Consider the following 22972-nt stretch of genomic DNA (forward strand, 5'->3'; position numbering starts at 1 on the left):
ATTTAACCCTCTAATAATGAATAAGGAAAAAGCAGCCTTTCGCGTCGCGATCCTGGACCTGTACAACGGCGTGGAGAACGAAGGGATGCGCTGTATCAAGAAAATCATCACTGATTTTGGGCAACAAGAAGCTTTGCCAATTACCTACGAAGTATTCGACGTGCGGCAGTACGAGCAGGTACCTGGCCTGGATTTCGACGCCTATATATCCACGGGCGGGCCCGGTAGCCCGTCGCTGACCGGCGCGCACTGGGAGCGGAAATTTTTCCATTTTCTGGATCACCTCTGGGCCTACAACGCCGACCGCCGCCAGCGCGTCAAGAAGCCGTTGTTTCTGATTTGTCATTCGTTTCAGATGGCCTGCCTGCACTGGAACATCGGCCACGTGGGCAAGCGCCGCTCCACCTCCTTTGGTACCTACCCCGTGCACCTCACGCAGGCCGGGCTTAAAGAGCCGCTCTTCAGCGGCCTCCAAGATCCCTTCTGGGTGGTCGACTCGCGCGACTACCAGGTGATTCAACCCAACTACCCCGCGCTGGAAAGCCTCGGGGCCAAGGTACTTTGCCTGGAAAAAATTCGTCCGCACGTGAAGTTGGAGCGCGCGCTGATGGCCATCCGTTTTTCCAAGGATATTTTCGGCACCCAGTTTCACCCCGAAGCCGACGCCGAGGGGATGCTGAGGTACTTTTTGAAGGAAGAAAAAAAGGAGCAGATCATTAAAAACCACGGCGAAGCCAAGTACAACGACATGATCGAGCACCTGAACGATCCCGAAAAGATTTTGCTGACGGAGTCGGTGGTACTGCCCAATTTCCTGAAACGGGCCGTCGCCCAGACTTTGTCCACCCAACCGGCCTAACCACGACCCTACCCCATGATCCCGGCAGCCCGAAGTACCTACAACCAGGCTTTTACCCAAGCGCGCTACGAAGCACTGGCCCGTAGCATCGAGCACGATTTCCCCGGCCAGCTCGACTTCCGCCTGGCCGAAAGTCCGGTGTTTGTACCGGCGGACCTCAAGGAAAAACTGATCGAAGCCTGCGAGGGGATCATCGAGGTACTTGTGGCCCCCGACTTTAAAAGCCGGACCGACCGCGCCATTCCCTCCCACCAGCAGGTACCAAACGAAAATGCTCACACGTCTTTCCTGGCCATCGACTTCGCCGTTTGTCGCGACGAGACCGGTGCCCTCACGCCCCAGCTCATCGAGTTGCAGGGCTTTCCGTCCATCTTTGCCTACCAGGGGTACTTGTCGGAAGCCTACCGGAGGTACTTTCCCGTGCCCGAGGATTTCAGCTATGCCTTTGGCGTAAGTACCTACGACGAATACGTACAAAAGCTGCGCGAGCTCATCGTGGCGGACGAAGATCCGGAGCAGGTGATTTTATTGGAGATTTTTCCGGAAAAACAAAAAACCCGCATCGACTTCGCCGTCACGGAAGCCACGTTAGGCGTGAAGGCCGTGTGCTACACCAAGTTAATCCGGGAAGGCAGGTACCTGTACTACGAAAAAGACGGGCGGCGCATCCACGTCAAGCGCATCTACAACCGGCTGATCTTCGACGACCTGCAAAATTTTCCGGACCTGGAAACCAGCTACCGCTTCACCGACGACGTGGACGTAACCTGGGTGGGGCACCCCAACTGGTTTTTCCGGATCAGTAAATTCACGCTGCCGCTGCTGGAAAGTCCGTACGTACCGCCCACCAGGTACCTCAGTGATTACCAGGGAAAGTACCCCACCGACCTGGATCAGTACGTACTCAAGCCGCTTTTTTCCTTTGCGGGTACGGGCGTGCAGCTCCACCCCAGCCAGGCCGAGCTGGAGCGCATCCCCGACCCTGAAAACTACATTTTGCAGCAGAAGGTAAGCTACGAGCCGGTGATCCAGGCCCCCGACGGCCTCGTGAAGTGCGAAATCCGGATGCTCTACATTTGGCCCGACGAGACCCCGCGCCCCCAGCTGCTGACCAGCCTCAGCCGCCTCAGCCGCGGCGAAATGATCGGCGTCCGCTTCAACAAGGACTTCACCTGGGTAGGCGGCAGCGCGTGCTTTTTTGCGTAGGGCTTTTTGGCAGAGGGCAGAGGGGGAAGGGCGTGGGGTAGTTTAAAGTTCAGAAGAGTTTGGAGTTGAACGTTCGAAGTTCTCTGCGCCGGAGGCGCTCCGTCCAAGCTCCCTTTCTCCGCGGGAGAAAGGGCTGGGGATAGAGGCTTTTAGGCAAAGGGTGTTTTTAGCATTCAAACAAAAGTACCCTATGCCCCGCACCCTATGCCCCATGCAATGTACCCCACGCCCTCTGCAAAGTACCCCCTGCCCTCTGCCCACTGTCAGCAATAGGTACTTTTTCCCTACCTTTGCGGCTACAATTACCAAGTACCTTCATCATGCACGTCACGCCGCGCCAACTTTTTTTTAGCCACCTGGCCCAAACCTCCGACTTCCCCCTGGCCCTCGAAATCGACCGCGCCGAGGGGGTATTTTTGTACGGCAAAAACGGCCAGAGGTACTTTGATCTCATCTCGGGCATTGCGGTCAGCAACGTGGGCCACCGGCATCCGGAGGTACTTTCGGCCATCCAGCAGCAGCTCGACAAGTACCTGCACCTGATGGTGTACGGCGAGTACGTGCAGAGCCCACAGGTACTTTTGGCCGAGGCCCTCAGCGATACGCTCCGACTCGACGCCAGGTACCCCTCGCCCTACGGCACCATCAGCAACGTGTACTTTACCAACTCAGGCACCGAGGCCATCGAAGGGGCCATGAAGCTGGCCAAGCGTTTTACGGGTCGGCACGAGTTTGTGTCGTGCTACAACGCCTACCACGGGGCCACGCAGGGCGCGCTGAGCCTGGCCGGGGCCGAGTTTTTCAAGCAAAATTTTCGTCCGCTGCTGCCGGGCATTCGCCACATTCGCCACGGAGCCATCGCTGATCTGGAAAACATAACCCAACGTACCGCCGCCGTCATCATCGAGGTCATTAGCGGCGAAGCGGGCGTGCGGGTACCTGAGGCGGGGTACTTCGCGGCCCTGCGCCAGCGTTGCACCGAGGTAGGAGCGTTGCTCATCCTGGACGAAATCCAGACGGGCTTTGGCCGCACGGGTACGTTCTGGGCCTTTGAGTCCACGGGCATCTACCCCGACCTACTCGTGAGCGCCAAGGGCATGGGCGGCGGCATGCCCATTGGGGCCTTCATGGCCTCACCCGAGATCATGCAGGTATTCAAAGAAAAACCCATTCTGGGCCATATCACTACCTTCGGCGGACACCCGGTCAGCTGCGCGGCTTCGCTGGCTACCTTGCGGGTGATCCGGGAAAATCAACTACCCTCCCGCGCCCACGCGCTCGGCCAGCGGATCAAAGCCCGGCTCCAGCACCCGTCGATCAAAGAAATTCGCGGACAAGGGCTGATGCTGGCCGCCGAAATGGAAAGCTTTGGGGTACTTAAGTCCGTCATCGACCGTTGCATCGAGCGCGGCGTCATCACCGATTGGTTCCTCTTCTGCGACAACGCCATGCGCCTGGCCCCGCCGCTCATCATCTCCGAAGCCGAACTGGACGAAGCCTGCGGGATTATCCTGGGGGTACTTGGTGAGTAGGGCGCGCCGCAGAGGGCATGGGGGTAAGGGCGGAGGGCGGCCCGCGTAGGGCGGCCCGGAGGAGCGCCTACCGCGCAGGGTACTTTTTCACAAAAAAGTACCCTGCAAAACTCCCTTTCTCCGCGGGAGAAAGGGCCGGGGATAGAGGCAATTGCAGCAATGGAATTGCGAAAAACAATCCCCACGCCGCCACGAAGTACCCCTCCGCCGCGTATCTTTCCATAAATCCTTTACTACAACCTATTCCAACCCTTCATGAGAACGCCCCTCCGCACCGCCCTGTGGGGCCTGCTATTGCCGTGGCTGATCACCGCTTGCCAATCCGGACCAGGTACCCGCACCGTCAAGCTCACCATTCAAAGTACCCCGGAGTTACCGCTCCCCGTAAAGCTCGATACGCTGGATATGATTTCGATGGAAAATTTTCGGGTAGCCGAAACGTCACTGGACTCGGCCAGAAGTACCTTGCTGGAATTTGAAGTACCTCGGGCTATGTTTGCCCGCCTTCAACTGGGTAAAAACGTTGAGACGCTATACCTCACTCCCGGCGAAGAGTTGACCATTCGCTACGACACGACCAGAAACCGGCTGCGTTATGAGGGTACCTCAGCCAACGCTAATACCTACCTGAAACAAGAGGATTATCTTAGCAGGCAGTTGGAAGAGGGCCTTTATGAGGACAAAATCGACTTCGACACGTTTATAGCGCGTCTGGATTCGGTTAAAAATAAACTAGCGGAATTTAACCGTCACTACCTTGATAGCACGGCGCTGTCGGCCTCCCTAGGTGCCTTATTCAAGCAAAGGCATGAGCTTGGCCTACTTAAAGCAAAGCAATGGTTTGTTTGGAATCATTATTTCGCAGGAGATAATCCGGATGTGCCCGAAGCCATCGGCAGCGTTTGGAGCGAAGTACCCTTTGATTCTACCCTGCTACAACAAGTACCCTTCGGTCTTTCCCACTGGGGCCAGCACAGCAAAGCTTGATTCGCTCCGGAGCCGCTTTCCTTTTTTAGCCTACGAAAAAATAAAGGAAACCAAGCTGTCGCCTACTTTTCAGGAGTTCTTTAAGGCGAAGGTGCTGGATTATTCCTTGTATTACCATGGCATTACGCCTGCCATCGACTCGTTTTATACCCAATATAAGCAAACGTACCCCGCTTCGCGCTTTCGGCCTTCGGTCGAGACCAAGTACCAGCAGTGGGTCGCGCTCTCAGCAGGCCAGCCCGCTCCCGACATCCGAGGTATCACGCCCGACGGGAAAGCCTTTTCCCTGCGCGAGCTGCGCGGCAAGGTCGTGTACGTAGATGTGTGGGCCACCTGGTGTGGTCCTTGCGTAGAGCAATTCCTCCACGCCAAAAAGGTAAAAAAACAATTTGAAGGTAACGACCTGGTCGCGTTCTTGTACGTGTCGATTGACCAGAATGAAGACGAATGGAAAAAGTACCTGCGCGAAAATCCGGACCTGAAGGGCGTTCACATCATCCAAAACCCGGAAGTGGAAGGTACCTCTTCGATCAGCAAAGACTACATGGTCTGGGGCATTCCGCGCTATTTCCTCATCGACCCGCAAGGCAAGATCGTCAGCTCTGATGCCGTGCGGCCTTCGAGCGGGGAGGTGGAGAAAGAAATCCGGAAGGTACTTGCGCGGGAGCAGCCGCTGGCGGCTTTGTAGCGTTCGATAAGGCATCTATTTCGCCGAAGCCTCAAAAGTAAGTTCCTAAAAAAGGGCACGCTTTTGGGGCTTCGGTCATTGCTTTTAATGCTATTACGAATGTAGAAGTGATCTATGAAGGTATATTGAATGGTATGATACGTTTTAGCGCTTTGAGTATGAAATAAAGGAGAACCATTCAGTATAATAATATTATCCAAAAAAATTGCTGTTATTCACAAAAAATCTTAAATTTCAGACATTCGCTTCCCTTTTGTAATTTCTTTCCAAACGCAAAGGATTCAGACCTTTAATCCGGATTCTTTGCGGCTCTAATGAGGTCAGTAACGTCCATCACGAAACCCTTTCTATGCACCGCTATATCTACCCATTCCTCTTTGGTTTGTTTATTCATCCAATAACTGTTGCGCAGTCCCCACTAAAAAAAGCAACGTATAGCCTGGAAGCCGGGACGTTTCTATCTACGGCTCCAAGTACTCCTTTTTGGCTCCGTTCCAATCAGTACGGGGAGGTTCCACTCGCATCAAATTACTTTACGCTCAGAGGACAAATCGAGCAGGAATACGATAGTATAGCCCTTGCTTCTAAAAAGAAACTCACTTACGGCTACGGACTGCGAGCCGTGGCCAACCTAAGCACCACCAATCAGTTTTTACTGCCGGAGTGGTACGGAAAAGTGCGGTACGGAGCATTTGAGCTTTATGCCGGCCGTCGAAGAGAAATCATGGGGCTGGTCGATTCCACCCTCAGCGCGGGCTCCTTCATTTGGTCCGGCAATGCTTTACCACTTCCAAAATTGCAAATCAGTATTCCCGACTATACCTACCCTTTCAAAAATGGATTAATTGCGCTCAAAGGCAATTTTGCCCACGGGTGGTTTGGCTCTGGTGACTCCGTAAAAAACTACTACCTACACCAAAAAAGCCTCTATTTCCGGCTCGGAAAGCCCCAGTGGCGTTTCAAATTTCACGGGGGAATAAATCACCAGGTTCAATGGGGGGGCAGGCCTACCGTGCCTTTCTATGATGCAATTACTAAAACTACTGTGAGCAAGTTTGCTAACAGCTTAGAAGCCTATTTTAACATCGTGGCCGGACTGCCGGTCAGCTACGAAGACAGACGATTTGTAACCGGAGGGCAAGTATACGGAGAAGGTAACCGCATCGGTAACAACCTCGGCTCGGTGGATATTGCTTTAGAATACGAGGGTACCGGGGGTCATTGGTTGGTATACCGCCAATCCGTATACGAAGACGGTTCGCTCTATTACCTCAGTAATATTTCCGACGGCTTAAGTGGTATTTCCTGGCAAAATAAAAAAGGCAGGCAGGGTATCCGGAAGATAGTAGTCGAATACTTACAAACCTCCAATCAGGGAGGGCCTTACAGCGCCCGGATCGGCCTAAACTACCTACGGGGGCAAGACAACTACTTCAACAACGGCGTATACGAAGACGGCTGGGTATACCGAAGGCAGACCATGGGCACCCCGTTTGTAATGCCTTTACGATACTCAACGGGGCTGCCTTTGAATGAAGAGCCTCTCCAGTCGCTGAATCCCTACTACATATTCAACAATCGCGTGCAAGCCTTTACGGTAAGCGTACAAAGCCAAATCCAGCGAGTAAGCCTTACTACCCGCGTTTCCAACAGCCGGAATTTTGGGAATTATCGGGTCGATTATCCGCTTTCGGTTAAACAGTTATCGCTCCAGCAGCAAGTCGTTTTTCCCATCCGGCAGTACACGGTATTGACCACCTTTGCTTACGATAACGCGGGCTTATTGGAAAAGAACCTGGGCGTGAGCCTGCTGGTCAAGCGGACCTTCTGATGCAGAAAACGAGGAAGGGAAGTAAAAAAGAAGAGACTAAAACAAAATCTTACGTATCCATGGTGAAGCCACTACTACTACTACTTTTTTTAGGCTTACTCATTCCTGCTTTGGCGCAGGATAATCCATCGGTTTCCGATACGCTGCTCGTCCGACGCCGAGCCTTTTCGTCAACGGTGTACCAAGCCGGGCAGCGGGTGGCTCCCCAGGCGGTCCGTGCGCTGTACCGAGAGCAGCCGGAGGCGCGACAACCCTACCTTTGGGGGCGCGCCCTGCAACCTTGGGGACCGCTGGTTTCGGTCTCGGGTCTGGCACTGGGCTATGTAGCGCTTAAAGGAAAATCCGCTTCCACCGAACTAAGATATAATGGCGAAATCATTACTGCCAACTACACCATCCGTAGCCGCCCGCAGCTAGCCGCCGGTTTAGCCCTCTTCGTAGGAGGCATTTGCCTGCTCGAACTCTCCAACGATCTCATCGCCCGCTCCGCCCAGCGCTATAATGTACAGCTAAAACGTTCCCCAAGGACTACGCTATCGCTTCAGGCTGGGATAACCCCCTCCGGTAATTTAGGTCTATACGCTCGCTTTTAATGTATATTCTAATGGGTTAACTCCCTACCCTCTCCCAACAGGATCTGTAGTATTTGCCCAGCGGCATCTCCGTTTCCGTAGAGTAAAGGAAAATCCGTTGGTGGCTGGGCTACTATGGCTTGGAAGGACGCAACGATTAATTCTTTATCCGCATCACAGAGCAAAGCCGCCCCGCTCGTTACTATTTCTACCCATTCCGTTTCGGCCCGCAAAATGAGGCAGGGCTTGCCAAAAAAAAAGGCCTCCTTCTGCACCCCGCCCGAATCCGTCATCACCACCGTAGCTCCTTTTTCTAAGGCGATCATTTCCAAAAAGGAAACCGGTGGCAAAAACCTTAGTCTCGTATTGTCTTCCAGCGCCTGTCTGAAAGAGACTTCCAATAAGGCCTCCAACTGCTTTCGGGTACGAGGGTGCAAAGGGATCACTACCTCTACTTCGTAGCGGTGCGAAATCTCCTGAAATGCCTCTAAAATCGCTTGCAGACGAATGGGGTCATCCGTATTAGTATTACGGTGAAGGGTGGCCAATACATACTTTCCCGATTCAAGCCCGTACGCATCCTTCAGATTTACCTGCCTATCGGCAATCATTGAAAAATATGTGCTATTATCGTACATCACATCCCCAACGTTGAAAACGCCTGGTTTATCCATGCTATAGGGTGGTTCTGTTTTTATACCAAAACCTTCCTTAACCAGATTTTCCATCCCCGCCACCGTGGGAGGAAACAGGTAAGTTGAAACATGATCGCTCAGGATGCGGTTAATTTCTTCCGGCATTGCCTTGTTAAACGAACGCAGCCCCGCTTCAATATGCACAATCGGAACCTGCATTTTGGACGCGGCCACTGCCCCCGCCAGCGTAGAGTTCGTGTCGCCGTACAAAATCAGGTAGTCGGGCTGCTCTTTTTCCAGAATTCCCTCAATACCCGCAATCATCCGGGCCGTTTGCTCGCCGTGTTTTCCTGACCCCGCCCGCAGGTTATAGTCCGGGGCCGGAATCTCCAGCTCGGCAAAAAACTGCTCCGACATGTTGGCGTCGTAGTGTTGGCCGGTATGCACAATCACTTCCTGAAACTGATCCGCAAACGACCCGCGGATCGCCCGGCTCAGTGCTGCTGCCTTAATGATCTGGGGCCGAGCCCCAATGATGGTAAGGATTTTTTTCACTAAAATTTCAACGGAAAAATGTCTTAACTACTCTTTTTTCAAATCGAACCATCAGTGCGTACAAGCCCGTACCTACTACTACTCCCAAACTATTGGCCACCAGGTCGTTGATGTTGAAGGTCCGGTAGGGAAGTATCCATTGAATATACTCGCAGGCCACCGCAAACAGGCCCGCCCCCACTCCCCACGTCCAGACATTCACGGGGCTTTTCCGCGCCACACCGTAGGCATAGCCGCCCAATACCACCCACGGAATAAATAGCAGCGCATGAAAAAAATAGTCGAATCGGATGGAAAGCACGTAGTTGTTGTTTAAGGTACCGAACACCTGATCTTTTCCGTTGAGTGGCAGGGTGACCAATAAAAAGATTAGGGCCGTATAGGCCCACGCCATTTGTACCAGTCGTTTTTTAGAAATAGGTAGTAACACTAGCAGAAGAGGTATAAGAGCAAAAAAAATTAGCGCCTCATAAAGAAATGGCGCTTGATTATATTTTTCATATTTTGAAACACGAGCTCCTTCGTCCAAAGAAACACATCGTTGGTCCAGCGCTGCGGGTGGAAGGTGAACATGATCTGATCCGGAAGTTTTCCTTCTACACTGGCCCGTACTATTTCGTTGGTATTTTGAAATTGGAAGGAAAACCCCGACGATACCTTATCCCGCACGCTCACGTTCTCGCCATTCCACCGCCGCCCGGTATCGGTCAAATACAGTACTTTTGAAAAATCGACGTCAAAGTAGGGCTCGCCCATTATCCCGAAATCCTGATAGCTATACTTTTTCCAAAGATCTTTTGAATCATACTTTGACATCGGGCTGCCATGCATGCATATCGTCTGTACCGGAGCTATTTTTCGCAGGGCGGTTAGGTTTTTGTCAAAATCCCGAATGCTTGCTTCAAGATCTCCTCCACAGGTCGTCAGGCATTCATAGTGGTAGCCGATTTCGTGGCCTAAATCCGCAATCTCCCGAATAATAGCCTCATTCCAGCTTTCTGGAACGGCCCGAAAGTAGTAGGTGCCCCGAATACCCGCCTGCCTTTGGATTTGAGCGAAAGCAAGGGAATTTTGCGGGAGCAGATCCACATCGTGTCGCAAGACGACCGTTCGGGAATTCGGTGCGGGCAGGAACTGCTGAAAGGTCTGAAAGCGGTACGACTGACTTTGAAGCGCACCCAATAGGCGCTGGTAGGAAGTGAGGGTGAAGTCCATTTCAGAAAGGCTCAGCGGACGTTTCTGGATGAAGTAAATGAGTTAAAATCTGCTGATTTATATCACCAACGTTTTTGTAGTAGACTTCCCTCTTATCCAACCATTCTTGTTTTGGGTTAGCTTGTGTAAGGAGGCTGCTTACATAATCTTGAACCTCTTTATAACTAGCACAATTCTTCAACAAACCGAATTGATTTTCCATGACAATAAAATTCGACATATCATTAGGGCCTACAAATGAATTGTACCGAACGGATGGTGTTCCGAGTAAAGCAGCCTCCGTTGCCATGGTCTGGGAATCTCCAATATACAAGCTAGCATAGTGGAGGGCAGAATGCATGGCTGATGCCGGAATTTTAATGCGATAGGCTTCCAGACTTGTCGGCAAAGCCCCTTCAGAAGAAATGAAAACTTTTCCGTAGCGACTCAGTAAATCTATGAGACTGATTTTTTCCTGATCCGAAAATCCGTACCGATTCAGATCATGGTTAGCATTCCAGGCAATAAACCGGAGTATAAAGTAGACTTCGCCTTTTTTTATAGTCAACTGGTTAAAAACTTCCTCATCAGGTCGAAACAAGGAAGGGTGCAGGTAGCAATCTTCAAAGAATCCGTTGATAAAGTGATGCTTCTGGCCAAAATGAATTGTAAAAGAACGAGGAGTAATAATCTTATCAGAATTAGGTGCGACAAACCGATTCGTCAAATTAACCACCTCGGAATCAGGAGTGATGCATGTTTTGGCCTTATGGACATAGCGAACCAGGGCCGCGTAGGGAGACGCTTTACTGACAATCCAATCGGGTCGGAAACGCATGACAATTTTAGAATAACTTAGCATGAGGTTCGGTACTGCTGTAAATTTCGCCAGTATGCTCTTACCGTGACGACCATAAATGGTGTAGTCAACTCCTTCATCTGCGAGAATTTTCAGTAGTACATCTTTGTCACGGGCAATAACCCGCACAGTGTGGCCAAGTGATTTGAGCCGATTTATCACTTCTTTGAATTGGTAATAATGCTTAGGATGAGAAAGCTCAAATAGAAAGTTCATTTATAAATGTTTTAATAACCCTGGCAGGAGCTCCCACGGCTATGCTATACGGAGGTATATCTTTAGTTACTACGGAGCCAGCTCCAACGATGGCTCCTTCGCCAATCGTAACGCCAGGCATAAGAATGGCCCCTATACCTATGTGCGCTCCATCCTTGATAATGACCTTCTTGTAGAGTAATGGACAATCCATGACTGCTTTTCCGATCCTATGAAAGGATAAATCTCTTTGATGGCATAATATCATCACCCCGGCTGTGACCCAAACATTGTGTCCAATCTCTACCAGGTCAGGTCTTGAATCATCAATTTGGACCGTCCTGTTTATTTTTGACCCCCGGCCAATTTTTACTCCCCGCATACGGTGAAGCAAGGTGGTTAAATGAGCCGGGAAGGTAAATGGGATAATAATTGATAATAGCCGTATCCAAATCCCTTTGCTAATCTGATTTAATGATCTTTTTTGAGTCATGGAAAATTAAAGCTTTTATACCACCAATTGCTGCTCACTACGCCATAAAATAATTTCTTTTTCCATTTTTATTCGGGGTAAATTCATCAACTTTTTTGATGATTATTTCACAATCCTGACCGGCATGGTTTTTAAGGGTATCCATTAATAGTTTTTTTTCCTTTTCCGTAAAGTCTTCGCCCGGCTGGTATTCTACCTGCAGCTTCAATCCATTCACCTTAGAGATTCGATAGGCTGATACATGTAACCTTCCAAACATAAGTTGGAATCCTGGCCCCGTCAATACGTGACCGTTATCCAGACGGATAATATCTGGCGATCTCCCCCATATTTTTGTAATCAGTTGTCCATTATATACCGCATCATCTTCCAATGTAGCATCATCACCCAAATCATACCTGATAAAAGGAAAGGAGTAACTTAGGAGATCGGTAACGAGTAAGGTCCCGGTATTCTCAGCGTAACAGTTAACTACTTCGGCCACTGAATTATAGCCTACATGATAACGCCCCGGAGTGATCTCATACGCCGTTATTCCACTATCGCGCGCGCCGTAACAATCCATCACATAGCCAAATGCCCTCTCCATTTCGTGTCGGTATTCTTCGGTTAGCATCTCGGCTGTTGGAAAGCATCCTTTGATACTTTCGATCTTGATTCCCCGCTGATTCATATAGCGAGCTATGAGGTATAACCCGCCCGCGTAGCCATATAAATATTTTACCTTTTTCTTCTTCAATAAAACCAAATCATTTGCAATACGCTCATCAGAAAGGTTCAAGGCATTAATTCTGACGCTATTTTTAAAGAAATGGTATAACCTGTATTTTAAAGAAATTTTTTGTGGAAACAGGGATGAACTACCAACAGAAGCAAACGTATCACCATACTTATATCCACAGGTTTCCCAGGAGTAAATCTTAATGGCTGTGGTATAGCTCCAAGAGCGAAGGTCGAGCAAATATTTCAATGTCTTGCCAGAGGAACCTCCGGTAGTGGCTTGCTTGTGTGGGATTTTTTGGATATTCGCCGGTATCAATCCATTGTAATTCTCCTTAATGATCTCTTTGGTAATCGGAGGTATTTTTACCAAATCTTCCCGGGTTTGTATGTCTGCTGGGGTTAAGCCCATCGAATCCAAAAGATTGCGATAATAAACTGTATTAGTATAGTAATGTTCCACCAGCTCTCTTACTTTCTGGTCCTGCCAGGCTTTAATTTGCTCCTTAGACCATTCATTCATCTCACGAATCTGATGATAGGTTGTATGAGCCTGTGTACCAAAACGAAAATCAGCCAGCGGCAGCCCAACCTCCAATAAAAGAAAACGTTTTACTCTACGAATATCAATCATGTAATAAAGAATAAGGTATTGACCTAACCATGATGAGCAGAATGTACAGGATTTATATTGGGGTTTGGTATAGATGAATTATTCTCTGCGCAACGTCCACCTCGTCCAGATGTAGCATTTTTAATTGGTTAACACCTTCGGTCCGTTTTTCAAATGCAAGTGCCCTCCTGACTGCCAATGTCCCTTCACCGGATGAAAATGAGTGCAGGATATAGGTTCCTTCCAGTCCATTCAGTAAGAGAGAAACATCCCCCACATTTGTACTTACAATTGGGCAACTTGCCGCCATGGCTTCTTTGATTACATTTGGAGAACCTTCCGTAAACGATGTTAGCATCAATACATCCGCTGCTAACATGTATCTTGTTACTTCCTCATGGGGCTTATTGTACACTGCTACAAGCTCCACGCCTTCCCTTTCTAGCCCCTCTACCGACGCCTTACATAAAGCAAAGTTTTTTTCCGGACGGGCCGGATCTGATACAAATAGGACTATTTTTTTCTTTTCCGGGAGGCCTAGCTCTGCTCTAAGTTCTTCTTTTGTTTGAAGTGAATGAAACTTAGTCAGGTCTACACCGTTTGGGAGTATGTGCGCTCGGTCTATTCCAATCTGTTTTTTCATGAGGGCCGATTTTACAATGACCTCCTTCCAGCGGGTTCGGCCTAAGAAACGGATCACATGGTATTTCCAGGTATTTTTCTGAAATGTTCCCATCAGGGAAACAATAATGGGAATAGCCTTGGGTACTGCCATTGTAGCTAATATGCCACAGAGCGAATAGTGGGCATGAACTAAATCATACTTGTTCTGTCGGACTTTTTTTGCTAAAGGAATAAGGTGTTCTACATATCCCTTCCACCCTTTTCCCTCTACGGTAAAATAGTCTAACTCAATCCCCTGTTTTTTAATGGATTCTCCCTGGTTATAGACAATGGGAGAGATTCCCCCTTTTTTATTGCCACTGCTGACAAATAGTACTTTCATGCCAGTGTAAATGATTATAGCCCTCCCCTACCTGCCACTTTGAAGAAATTCCAGGCCAAAATCAGGACTGATATTAGCACGAGATAAGGAGTAAAATACTGGACGTTTTTTTTATCGAGCTGAGTAATACCGAATGCGGCGAAGATCAGTAGCACGGGTAAAATGGGTAAGTGAAAACGCTCAGCCAAGGCGAACTTGCTCGTAGCTAAAACGGCCAAATACCCAAATAAAAAGGATAGTAACAGGAGGTGTTCCCGGATGATGTCACGTTTCCAAAAAATGACCAAAGAAAGCAGGACAAAAAAAGCAAAGATATTACGGGTGTAATAGCCACCGTTGAGTAGCATTTGATTCTGCTGGGTATCAATGTTGACCAGCGTAGGAAAAGGTGCCAGCAGAATGAGCGGACCAAAAACCGCCGCATTACCATAGGTCGCCAGACTGTTCCCGCTTTTGCTATTGGCCCTTGCCTGCATCGATAGTTGTTGATTGGTATCGCGATCGCCCCAGTACCGGTCAATTTCAGCGTTGATACGACCTCCCTGCAACAACAGTCCTAACCCCACCATCACCACCCCAAAACCTACTTTCTTTCCCAGCCCTATTTTTCCACGACCGCTGTATAGCAGAAGCCCGAGCAGCAAGGACGCCATTGCCACAGCACCAAGGACCGTGCGAAAAAAGAAGAGCGATAAGCTCAGCAAAAGTACTGCGGCTAATAAGGGTATAGGAATTTGGCGGGACCGAATCAACAAATCGGCCCGCTCCAGAAAGAAGATCGTTAGAAACACCATTTCGGTTTCTTTGAGGTGCAAACCGCAGTAGTAGATCAGATTGGGGGAAAGAAGTGCCAGAATCCCCGCAATTTTCCCAGTAGATTCTCCAAAATTGCGGCTTGCCAGTCTATAGATCAATAAGCAAGTATAGGCGCTTAGTACCGCTTTGATTAGCCGTACCAAGAGTATCCCATCGCCAAATACGGAATAGAGCACCGTCAGGTACGCCACATATCCCATGTCCGAATAGTTGCCCTTGCTATAGGCCAGGTATACTGGTAATTGATCGGCCTTCAGAAGACTTAACAACCAAATAGCCTCTTCATGATACCCCTTAGCATCAGCCGCTTCAAATTCAAATGGTTCACCTGTCATCTGGGTGTAGAACATATAGCTGAACAGCACGTAGCTCCCACGAAGGAGAAGGGCCATCCGGACTAGTTTTTGAGTAAAAACGGGGCTAAGCAGCGTTGCCCAATGCTTGGAAAGTAGGTTGGCAAAGTAAAAAAAACCTATGACCTCGAGCAGACCAAAGGCTACCCAATGCAGAGGCAGCATACGGTTAAACAACGCAAGGGAGCAAACAACCAACAACATCACATATAGCTGAATGGCTTTTTTTGTAAAGTATTTTGGAAAAAATGTAGTCATTTAAGTTGGGTATTCGTGAGAAGTTGCCCGTAAATATGCCTAAGTTTCGTTAGGTATTTTTCTATATTGTACCGGTCCCGAACCTGTCGAGCATGCCGCTTGGACCGTTCGCGGTAGATGTCTTGGTGGGCATAAAAGTCAAGAAATTTAGCCAGCAGATCGGCGGTATCCTTGGAAACATACAAAGTCGCCCAGGCTCCCTCGTTTGTCACCTCCCGCATCACTCCCCAATCGTTTACGAAGACGGGAATACCCGATGCAATAGCTTCAATCAGGGCAATTCCAAAGGTGTCGTGTACGGACGAATAAATAAACGCATCCAGCTGCGGCAGTATCTCTGGAACATTGGAACGGCTCCCCAGAAACAACACCTGCTCCGATAGACCATGGGCTTCGCAATAGGCAACACATTGCTCGTACAGCTCCGGCTCTACTTGCGAAGGAGCCCCGACAAACAAAAATTTGAATGGTATTCCCTGTGCTTTCAGTAGGGAAAGAAACTTACAAATCGTGAGCTGATCCCTGCCAGAGGTGAAGTTTCCTACTGAGCCTAATAGCAGCTCATGCGATACCATGCCTGATTTATCGCCTAAGTTTAAGAAATCGGGGCGGGGAAAATTCTTTTTAAAATCTATCCCATTGGGAAGTACCTTCCCCTGCCTAATGGTCTTATACCGATGTAAATAATGAAGCTGTTGGGCGTGGCTGACAAAAAGTACCTTAGTGCTCCATCGGATAGCCCAATACCGAAGTATTCGAGAGAATAAAGAATCGGTTAGCCCATGCCCATGGAGTGTAAAGACCACGGGTACCGATAAGCCCAGTGTAGCGAGGCTACTTGCCACTGCATCCAGGGCTTGATGGGTATGGATGAGCTGGATATTATTCGCCACGATCAATTTGCGTAGCTTAATAAAATAGCCCACATCAATCGGCGAAGTGGAGCATAGCTTAAAAAGGGGGATAGCTGTTTGCTGAAAAGCTTTTTTCAGCTGCCCGTCTTTTCGGTGAATCAATACTAAGTTCAATTCACCGTCATTAACGTTATTGCAGACATCCAACAGAAGTACTTCCGCCCCCCCTTGATTGAGGCTCCCCATCAAATGCGCTACCTTCACTATTTTTTTATTTTGATCCACTTCATACAGGTTTGCTTTACCAATGATCCTGCCTTTTTGCCAAAAAGATACGCAATAATTAAAAATTTAGGCATTTGATAGATACGTTGATAATAGCGAGACTGAAGAGAAAAGTCAATTTTTGCCAGCAGCGCTTGCACTTCGGCTTGGTAATCGCCACGTAAGTAGTAAGTCAATAGACTACGTACCCGCAAACCATCTAATAGGTATTTAAGGGAAGGATGTTGCTGCTCTGCTTCGTCTAAATAGTCCAAGTTAAATATAAAATGCACCTCCTTTTTCCATCGCTTCCCACCCAAAGCTCTGCCAGCTGATGCAACGTCTTGATTATAATAGGCTAAAGGCTTATTTAGATACGCTACTTTATGCGCCAAAGCGATACGTATCCATAAATCAAAATCTTCGCCAAATTTTAATTGACCATTAAAACCATTCAGTTCACTCAAAATACTCTTAACGATAACCACTGAAATGGATGTAAGAGGCATCCACCACGCATGTGTGTATGCATTGAAATAGTCAATATATCCTCGAAAATCATCGGTTTCATGATTGAGTGATTCTTTACATACGCCATTTTTTACCCAATAATATTTACTTCCATAAATTCCGGCCTCTGGAAAATCCTTAATTAAAGTAGTCATCTCACTAAGAAAACTCGGGTGCCACCAGTCATCAGCATCCAGAAAAGCGATATAGGCGTACTGCGCTGCTTTGACACCATTATTTCTGGCCTTAGCTACTCCCAAATTTTCTTGATGCAGTATTTTTAGACGGCTATCCTGAAATCCTTCAATGGCCTTAAGGCTATCATCCGTAGAACCATCGTTAATCACAATTAGTTCGAAATCTTTATACTCTTGCTCTAATACCGATTGTACAGCTTTATGTATATATTTTGCTTTATTATAAAGGGGTATTATGATTGAAAACATTCGGTCATTTTTTATTGTACAATATGCTACATAGTTATCAAATTTTAGCAGCTATATATTGCACCTATCCGCTTTGTATTAATATTTCATTTATCCAAATATTTGATCTTCTTGCTTAAATAAAGGCCCACTGAGAACCTAGTCTTTATTTTTTGAAGTGAGCTATTCTAAGATTGACTTGTCAATTGTTCCAATTTCACAGACATATTTATTACAATCTCATAGCTTTCAATGAATACATTACACACAATAGCTTTTTAAAATTTTGCTTAATTCTATATTTTTCACGGCTAAAAAATCATTCGTTTCTGGCCTGTTAGTATCTTCAAATAGCACGGTCTTTAAATATTTATTTTGCCCATAGGACTTAATCTGAAACAAGGAGTACCCGTAATTTTTCATGAGGCCATTAAATGCATTAAAATTATTACTGACCAAATTCACCTCAACAATTATTGGTGGATACCACCTCTTAATAAGTTGCTCTGCTCCTTTCAACACCTGCATTTCATGGCCTTCTACATCTATTTTTATGGCAATGGGTGGATGTGTAAGGCTTGAAAAAATGGAATCCAGAGAGTCTAACGAAATAACTTCTTTTCTATCAAGTACATTATTTTGTAAAATAGCTGTATTTAATGAGCTATTATAAGACGATTCGTCAATATAGAATTCAGCAGTCCCATTCGTATCGGAAGCTCCCATCGAAATAATTTCATAATTTGAAAAGTGATTCATTGCGCATCGTTCGGAATTGATGGCATTGAGTTCTTGATTAGGCTCAATCATATACACCATTCTTCCCTCACTAAGCGCCAATAGGGAGCGTAACCCTAGATTGGCACCAACATCTACCCAGGGAGATGTTGGTGGCGAATGCTGTATTAGTAACTTTTCAATAAAGTTTAATGAGGGAGAATGCCATTTGTAGGACAGAGCAAATTGAGAAGTTTTAATATTTGAGCCATCTATCTTTGTACATACTTTCTTTCCATTAGCCAACAAAATTTCCCAATTGTAATTACGTGCTGGGAGGTGAATGAAGCGCACCATGAGCTTAATCAGCGCATAAGGGGCGCGTTCGAAAAAGTGATTGTAAAATTTCAAGCCTATATCCTTTCTGAGCAGCATACCTACTAGTTTCCCGAGGTTATTTCCGGCACCTAGTGCAATCAATTTTATTTTTTTTCTCATATGTAAGGGTATTAGTAGGTCCAAAAAAGCGAGCTTGTTCACAACAGCCGTTTAATGTGGTTCATGGGTAATTTTTTCGACAACACCCTGATCATCTATACTTTTCCCACTTATTCAGCAACTTATCTACCCACTTAAAAAAGAACCTAGGGATTTTATAGCGATTGATCCGCCTAGCCTGATCAATATTTTTCCAATGCGCTTGATAGTCAGCCAGAATCGTGGGAGGCAGTAACTCAGATAACACCTTTTTCCGTTCCTGCTGTTCCACCACTTTGCTAGTAGAACTTATACCGGTCATGTCAAAGCGTGTAACATCTATGTTACAAAATATAACTGGAACGTTGTTAAGACCAACTACGATCAAATACCATTTCCAGTCGGAAACAATCCGAAGGGTTTCATCATAGAGGCCATAGGTATCAAATAGCGACCGTCGGATATAGGCGGGAGAGTGGTTGATGGTACCCCTAAAAAAAGTAAGCATCGTAACTTTTTGGGAAGATGGTCGCCTATCGAAGTACAATTTTCCGTTGGTCAGTTCTTTGACCATATGCCCCACAATAATTGGTTCATTTTCAATTACATTCAGCATCTGGCTTGTAGTATCCTTTGATATCAGCCAATCACCCGAATTCAGAAACTGACAGTATTCACCCTTGGCCATTTGTATTCCCTTGTTCATGGCCTGATAAATGCCTCCGTCGGGTTCGCTTACCCAATAGGCGATTTTGGAGGCATATTCTTTGATCACCCCTATACTCCCATCGGTGGAGTCTCCATCAATAATAAGGTATTCGAATTCAGTGGAGGTTTGATTAATCACACTTTCAATGGTCTTCCTGAGCCCAGCGGAATTATTCAAATTAATTGTGATGATTGATAGTCTCATAGTATACAACACGAAAAGTATGCTTATTCCACCCTCAAGCATACTTTAACATTGAAAAGTTTTTATACGTAGCCAGATCTAGAAGTCACATCTAGTATACTTATAACTATGCACATTCATAAATTATGTTTGGCTAGGTAATCCTTTAAAAAACTTGTAAAAGCGGCAGCCTCATCAGCTTTTAGGTGAATTCCATCGGTCGTTTCGAACTGCCAGTCCTTTTTCGGCAGATAGACGTAGTGAGTGGGTGAGAAGTATTCCTTTATTTTTTTTGATACAAAACGGCATCTTACACTTTGTTGAAGAGTAGGGTTCACGGGCATTTCAAAGAAAATGATCCTCGTTCCCTCTTTTTGAAGTAAAGTAAGCTCTTGTTTTAATTGTAATAAGTGTGTTTCAATAATTGCTGTATCAGGTGGAAACGAATACTCTTTAATAAAATCTTGAAACACTCTTTCCTGAAACGGCGCATGATTAACTAGAGTACGTTCAGTAAAATTTGAAGTATTCACTTTATACCCCTTAATCACTCTTTTTATTTTATCGGTTAGCAATGCAATTGGTTGCTTTTCAGAGCGAAAGGCTTGAATATACTTTTTTAGCAAAAGATTAACTGGGTTAAGAACCGACTCCAGAAAGTCGGTTGAGCCATTCTTGAAATAAAAATTGGTTTCGAGTAAAAGTACTTTGGGCCGGTGCAAACTGTGGTTAATTATCTGCAATCCATCCTGTAAGCCCATCCCCCCAAAAGACAGGTTATAACAACTAGGCAGGCTATCCATGACGAGGCGGGCGGAGAGTGACGTTCCAACAATCGTAATGGATTGTGCCTGATGCTCCTCAAAAAGGTAACGTTCAGCCTTTACAAAATTATCTTGATTTTGGTTTTGTGATATGCTCCATTTGGGATTTAAGTGCAGCAGAAGTTCGTATAAACCAAAAAGTAGTAGAAATAGTATGATTACTTTTTTAATCATACTTTAAAACTGAAAATAGATAAAGGTACCTGCTGTTCCGCTGTTAAAAAATATTAGGAACAGTAGTAAAGCAAATAGACCGTATTCAAATTTTCTCCAATAAACCTGGCTTCTTCTCCCCTTCCCCCATGTCCCATACACATGATAGATAAGAATGGGACTTGAGTAAGCGAGAATATGCAGGAACAAATGGGAATCAAAAGCAAGGGAGGTTTTTGAAAACATGGTTTGTAAGTATAGCAAAACGTGGGCGAAGGGCAATCGAAAGAGCAACCACGCAAACGTAACCACCAGAAAAACGAAGCCTGAATAGGCCAAACTGCTATAACGGCCATGGTCTATACGCAATGTTTGGAAGAAGAACCGTTCGGTACTAAGAAAAATACCATGCATAAAGCCCCATACTAAATAACTCCATGCCGCCCCGTGCCAAAGGCCGCCCAGTGCCATGACAATAAACAGGTTTAAATAAGTGCGGACCCTTCCTTTATGGCTACCACCCAATGGGAAATACAAATATTCCATTAGAAAAGAAGACAGGGAAATATGCCATCGTTTCCAAAAGTCTTTGAAAGAGGAAGCTGCATATGGGAAGTTGAAATTAATATGCAGTTTATATCCAAATAGTCCTGCAAGCCCTATAGCAATGGAAGAGTAGCCCGCAAAATCAGCAAAAATCTGGCAGGAGTACCCTACCAGTAAAAAAAACAAATCAAGGGGTTTGTAAGACAGGAAATAAGGGTATTCAATCCAAAAGGTAAATTCTTTGAGGTTGTCGGCCACAACCATCTTCAAGAAGTAGCCAATAACTAGATTGCGAAAACAAAATTCCCAGTCAATCTTAGAAAATAACTTAGTGCGGATTTGTGGCATGAATTCCTGTGCTTTTACAATAGGCCCGGCAATAAGTTGAGGAAAAAAGGCAATATATAGATAGGTACGAGTCAGGTGTTCTCTGAAAGTGGGGGCCACGATTGGACTTTCAAGGCGTTGCGGATCCTTGAAGACATCTATCATAAGGCTGATGCCCTGAAAAGTATAAAAAGAAATACCTAAAGGAAGCGGAATTGAAATTAAATAATCTACAATTGGTTGATCAAATTCAAAAAATGACCGAGCAAAGAGCGGGCTATATTTAAAAAATAGAAGAATAACGAGATTAGCGATTACACCTAGCGTTGCGTACAGGCGTCTATATTCTGTTGCCTGGTAGTTGACCCTAAAGCTTGTAGTGGCATTGATGGAGATGGAAAAAGCCAGCAACGCCAGTAGGGTGATATCGTGAAAGGCATAAAAAACTGAACTGGCCACTATTAACGTACTTTTCTGGTACCCACAAGATGGTGCCAGATAATAAATTACAAACGTAATTGCCAGGAATGCAATAAAGATGTAACTGGTAAAAAGCACTTAAGTGAGGCAGTTTGATATTTTCAAAAATTTGTAATAAGCAATAATATCAACGACCACTTCATTTCAATCATTCCAGGACTTTTCTTCAATTATACATTTTTCCCACTTGTATGTTTTTCGGATTCCTTCTCGAAGCCCTGTTAGCTGAAGATTCGTAATCAGGGATCTTAGTAAATTGGTATCTAAAAAAATATTCTGTACATCACTAGTTACTGTTTCTATATATCTAATTTCAAACTCTTTTTCAATCTCCTTAATTAGGGTAATTATCACATTAATTGAAACACTTTGACCGCTACCAATATTAAGAGTTATATTTTTGTGGCCATGAATCAGAAGTTTGTGCATGATTTTTACGGCATCTTTTACGTAAAGATAATCTTTTTCCTGATGCCCATCTCCCCACACTTCCAGCGTTTCCTGATGGATTGCTTTACGGATGGCTATATTAATTAACCCCTGCACATCTGACCGATGGTAATCGCCGTAAACATTTGAAAGTCTGGGGATTAGATATTCAATACCATGATGCCTGTGAAACAGCTTGATGTATTGCTCAATGCTCCATTTTAAAATACCGTAGGAACTGATCGGGTCGCATACTTCTGATTCTTTCTTAGCAAGAGATAACGGAGCGTTACCATACAAGGCTCCAGCCGAAGAAACATACATAATAAAAGTACATTTGTAGTTTCGCATCGTTTCCAGCAAGATAATAGTAGAACCTAAATCGTTATTGATGTCATCAAATATAGTTTGATTGGAAATGACAGGAACAGTAGAACTTGCCAGATGGAATACTTTTGAAAATTTATGCTCCCTAAAAAGTGAATCAAGCAAAGCTGTATCCCTATAGTCGCCATCTATGTACTCTAATTCTGGGTGCTGAATTACAAATAGGGGAGCATGACGACTCACAATTACCAAATGAAATTCATCTAAGTAGCCTTCCTCACAGAGATGTTTAACGAAGTTTGTTCCTATAAAACCAGTACCGCCAATAAGTAAAATATTTTGCATAGAAATTCTTTATATTTTTGAACAACTAGC

General features: G+C 46.1%; 21 protein-coding genes and 1 pseudogene. 7 read left to right on the plus strand and 15 right to left on the minus strand.

Annotation, left to right across the window (positions count from 1 at the left end; all coding sequences use genetic code 11):
* Positions 1 to 16: 16 nt before the first annotated feature.
* The 7 genes from HNQ92_RS06720 (at position 17) to HNQ92_RS06750 (ending at position 7696) form a co-directional block, all read left to right on the plus strand.
* Positions 17 to 859 carry a type 1 glutamine amidotransferase gene (locus tag HNQ92_RS06720; RefSeq protein WP_184172461.1) on the plus strand — a complete coding sequence of 281 codons (843 nt, stop codon included), beginning with the start codon at positions 17 to 19 and terminating at the stop codon, positions 857 to 859.
* A 15-nt stretch (positions 860 to 874) separates the two neighbouring features.
* Complete coding sequence (locus tag HNQ92_RS06725) at positions 875 to 2065, plus strand: hypothetical protein (RefSeq protein ID WP_184172463.1); 1191 nt, start codon at positions 875 to 877, stop codon at positions 2063 to 2065.
* Positions 2066 to 2385: 320 nt separating this feature from the next.
* A complete protein-coding gene (locus HNQ92_RS06730) occupies positions 2386 to 3597 on the plus strand; it encodes an aspartate aminotransferase family protein (protein WP_184173741.1) in 1212 nt (403 codons plus the stop codon).
* Between the two features lie 255 nt (positions 3598 to 3852).
* Positions 3853 to 4584, plus strand: coding sequence for a hypothetical protein (locus HNQ92_RS06735; protein ID WP_184172465.1), 732 nt, complete (start codon positions 3853 to 3855; stop codon positions 4582 to 4584).
* Positions 4517 to 5272, plus strand: coding sequence for a TlpA family protein disulfide reductase (locus tag HNQ92_RS06740; RefSeq protein ID WP_184172467.1), 756 nt, complete (start codon positions 4517 to 4519; stop codon positions 5270 to 5272). The genes HNQ92_RS06735 and HNQ92_RS06740 overlap by 68 nt, the downstream gene beginning before the upstream one ends.
* A gap of 1045 nt (positions 5273 to 6317) precedes the next feature.
* A complete protein-coding gene (locus tag HNQ92_RS29260; protein ID WP_484573248.1) occupies positions 6318 to 7103 on the plus strand; it encodes a hypothetical protein in 786 nt (261 codons plus the stop codon).
* A 59-nt stretch (positions 7104 to 7162) separates the two neighbouring features.
* The gene (locus HNQ92_RS06750) at positions 7163 to 7696 is read left to right on the plus strand and encodes a hypothetical protein (RefSeq protein WP_184172471.1); all 534 of its coding nucleotides are present in this window, start codon (positions 7163 to 7165) and stop codon (positions 7694 to 7696) included.
* A gap of 8 nt (positions 7697 to 7704) precedes the next feature.
* Here the strand turns inward: HNQ92_RS06750 and wecB are convergent, their stop codons facing one another.
* From wecB to HNQ92_RS06825, 15 genes and pseudogenes are all read right to left on the minus strand, one after another.
* Positions 7705 to 8865, minus strand: a complete 1161-nt coding sequence (wecB, locus tag HNQ92_RS06755) for a non-hydrolyzing UDP-N-acetylglucosamine 2-epimerase (protein ID WP_184172473.1) — start codon at positions 8863 to 8865, stop codon at positions 7705 to 7707.
* Between the two features lie 7 nt (positions 8866 to 8872).
* Positions 8873 to 9259, minus strand: a complete 387-nt coding sequence (locus HNQ92_RS06760) for a VanZ family protein (protein ID WP_184172475.1) — start codon at positions 9257 to 9259, stop codon at positions 8873 to 8875.
* A 65-nt stretch (positions 9260 to 9324) separates the two neighbouring features.
* Complete coding sequence (locus HNQ92_RS06765; protein WP_184172477.1) at positions 9325 to 10080, minus strand: polysaccharide deacetylase family protein; 756 nt, start codon at positions 10078 to 10080, stop codon at positions 9325 to 9327.
* A 1-nt stretch (position 10081) separates the two neighbouring features.
* On the minus strand, positions 10082 to 11134 hold the full coding sequence (locus HNQ92_RS06770) for a DUF354 domain-containing protein (protein WP_184172479.1): 1053 nt from the start codon (positions 11132 to 11134) through the stop codon (positions 10082 to 10084).
* Positions 11135 to 11144: 10 nt separating this feature from the next.
* Positions 11145 to 11606: pseudogene (locus HNQ92_RS28905) on the minus strand (acyltransferase); the annotation flags it as partial.
* 37 nt (positions 11607 to 11643) lie between these two features.
* Positions 11644 to 12960, minus strand: coding sequence for a phenylacetate--CoA ligase family protein (locus tag HNQ92_RS06780; protein WP_184172483.1), 1317 nt, complete (start codon positions 12958 to 12960; stop codon positions 11644 to 11646).
* 52 nt (positions 12961 to 13012) lie between these two features.
* Entirely contained in the window at positions 13013 to 13945 is a 933-nt protein-coding gene (locus HNQ92_RS06785; RefSeq protein ID WP_184172485.1) for a glycosyltransferase, read from the minus strand.
* 14 nt (positions 13946 to 13959) lie between these two features.
* Positions 13960 to 15372, minus strand: coding sequence for a glycosyltransferase family protein (locus tag HNQ92_RS06790; protein ID WP_184172487.1), 1413 nt, complete (start codon positions 15370 to 15372; stop codon positions 13960 to 13962).
* Positions 15369 to 16511: a glycosyltransferase gene (locus tag HNQ92_RS06795; RefSeq protein ID WP_184172489.1), complete on the minus strand. Its 1143-nt coding sequence runs from the start codon at positions 16509 to 16511 to the stop codon at positions 15369 to 15371. Before HNQ92_RS06795 ends, HNQ92_RS06790 begins: the two co-directional genes overlap by 4 nt.
* Positions 16490 to 17446, minus strand: coding sequence for a glycosyltransferase family 2 protein (locus tag HNQ92_RS06800; RefSeq protein WP_184172491.1), 957 nt, complete (start codon positions 17444 to 17446; stop codon positions 16490 to 16492). Before HNQ92_RS06800 ends, HNQ92_RS06795 begins: the two co-directional genes overlap by 22 nt.
* Positions 17447 to 17686: 240 nt before the next feature.
* A complete protein-coding gene (locus tag HNQ92_RS06805) occupies positions 17687 to 18640 on the minus strand; it encodes an FkbM family methyltransferase (protein ID WP_184172493.1) in 954 nt (317 codons plus the stop codon).
* Positions 18641 to 18731: 91 nt separating this feature from the next.
* Complete coding sequence (locus HNQ92_RS06810) at positions 18732 to 19532, minus strand: glycosyltransferase family 2 protein (RefSeq protein ID WP_184172495.1); 801 nt, start codon at positions 19530 to 19532, stop codon at positions 18732 to 18734.
* 116 nt (positions 19533 to 19648) lie between these two features.
* Complete coding sequence (locus tag HNQ92_RS06815; RefSeq protein ID WP_184172497.1) at positions 19649 to 20509, minus strand: hypothetical protein; 861 nt, start codon at positions 20507 to 20509, stop codon at positions 19649 to 19651.
* Between the two features lie 3 nt (positions 20510 to 20512).
* Positions 20513 to 21820 (minus strand): MBOAT family O-acyltransferase, encoded by a 1308-nt coding sequence (locus HNQ92_RS06820; protein ID WP_343062971.1) that lies wholly within the window; start codon positions 21818 to 21820, stop codon positions 20513 to 20515.
* Positions 21821 to 21985: 165 nt separating this feature from the next.
* On the minus strand, positions 21986 to 22942 hold the full coding sequence (locus HNQ92_RS06825) for an NAD-dependent epimerase/dehydratase family protein (protein ID WP_184172501.1): 957 nt from the start codon (positions 22940 to 22942) through the stop codon (positions 21986 to 21988).
* Between the last annotated feature and the right edge of the window lie 30 nt (positions 22943 to 22972).

The sequence above is a fragment of the Rhabdobacter roseus genome, from assembly GCF_014202275.1.
GTDB classification, from domain to species: Bacteria; Bacteroidota; Bacteroidia; order Cytophagales; family Spirosomataceae; genus Rhabdobacter; species Rhabdobacter roseus.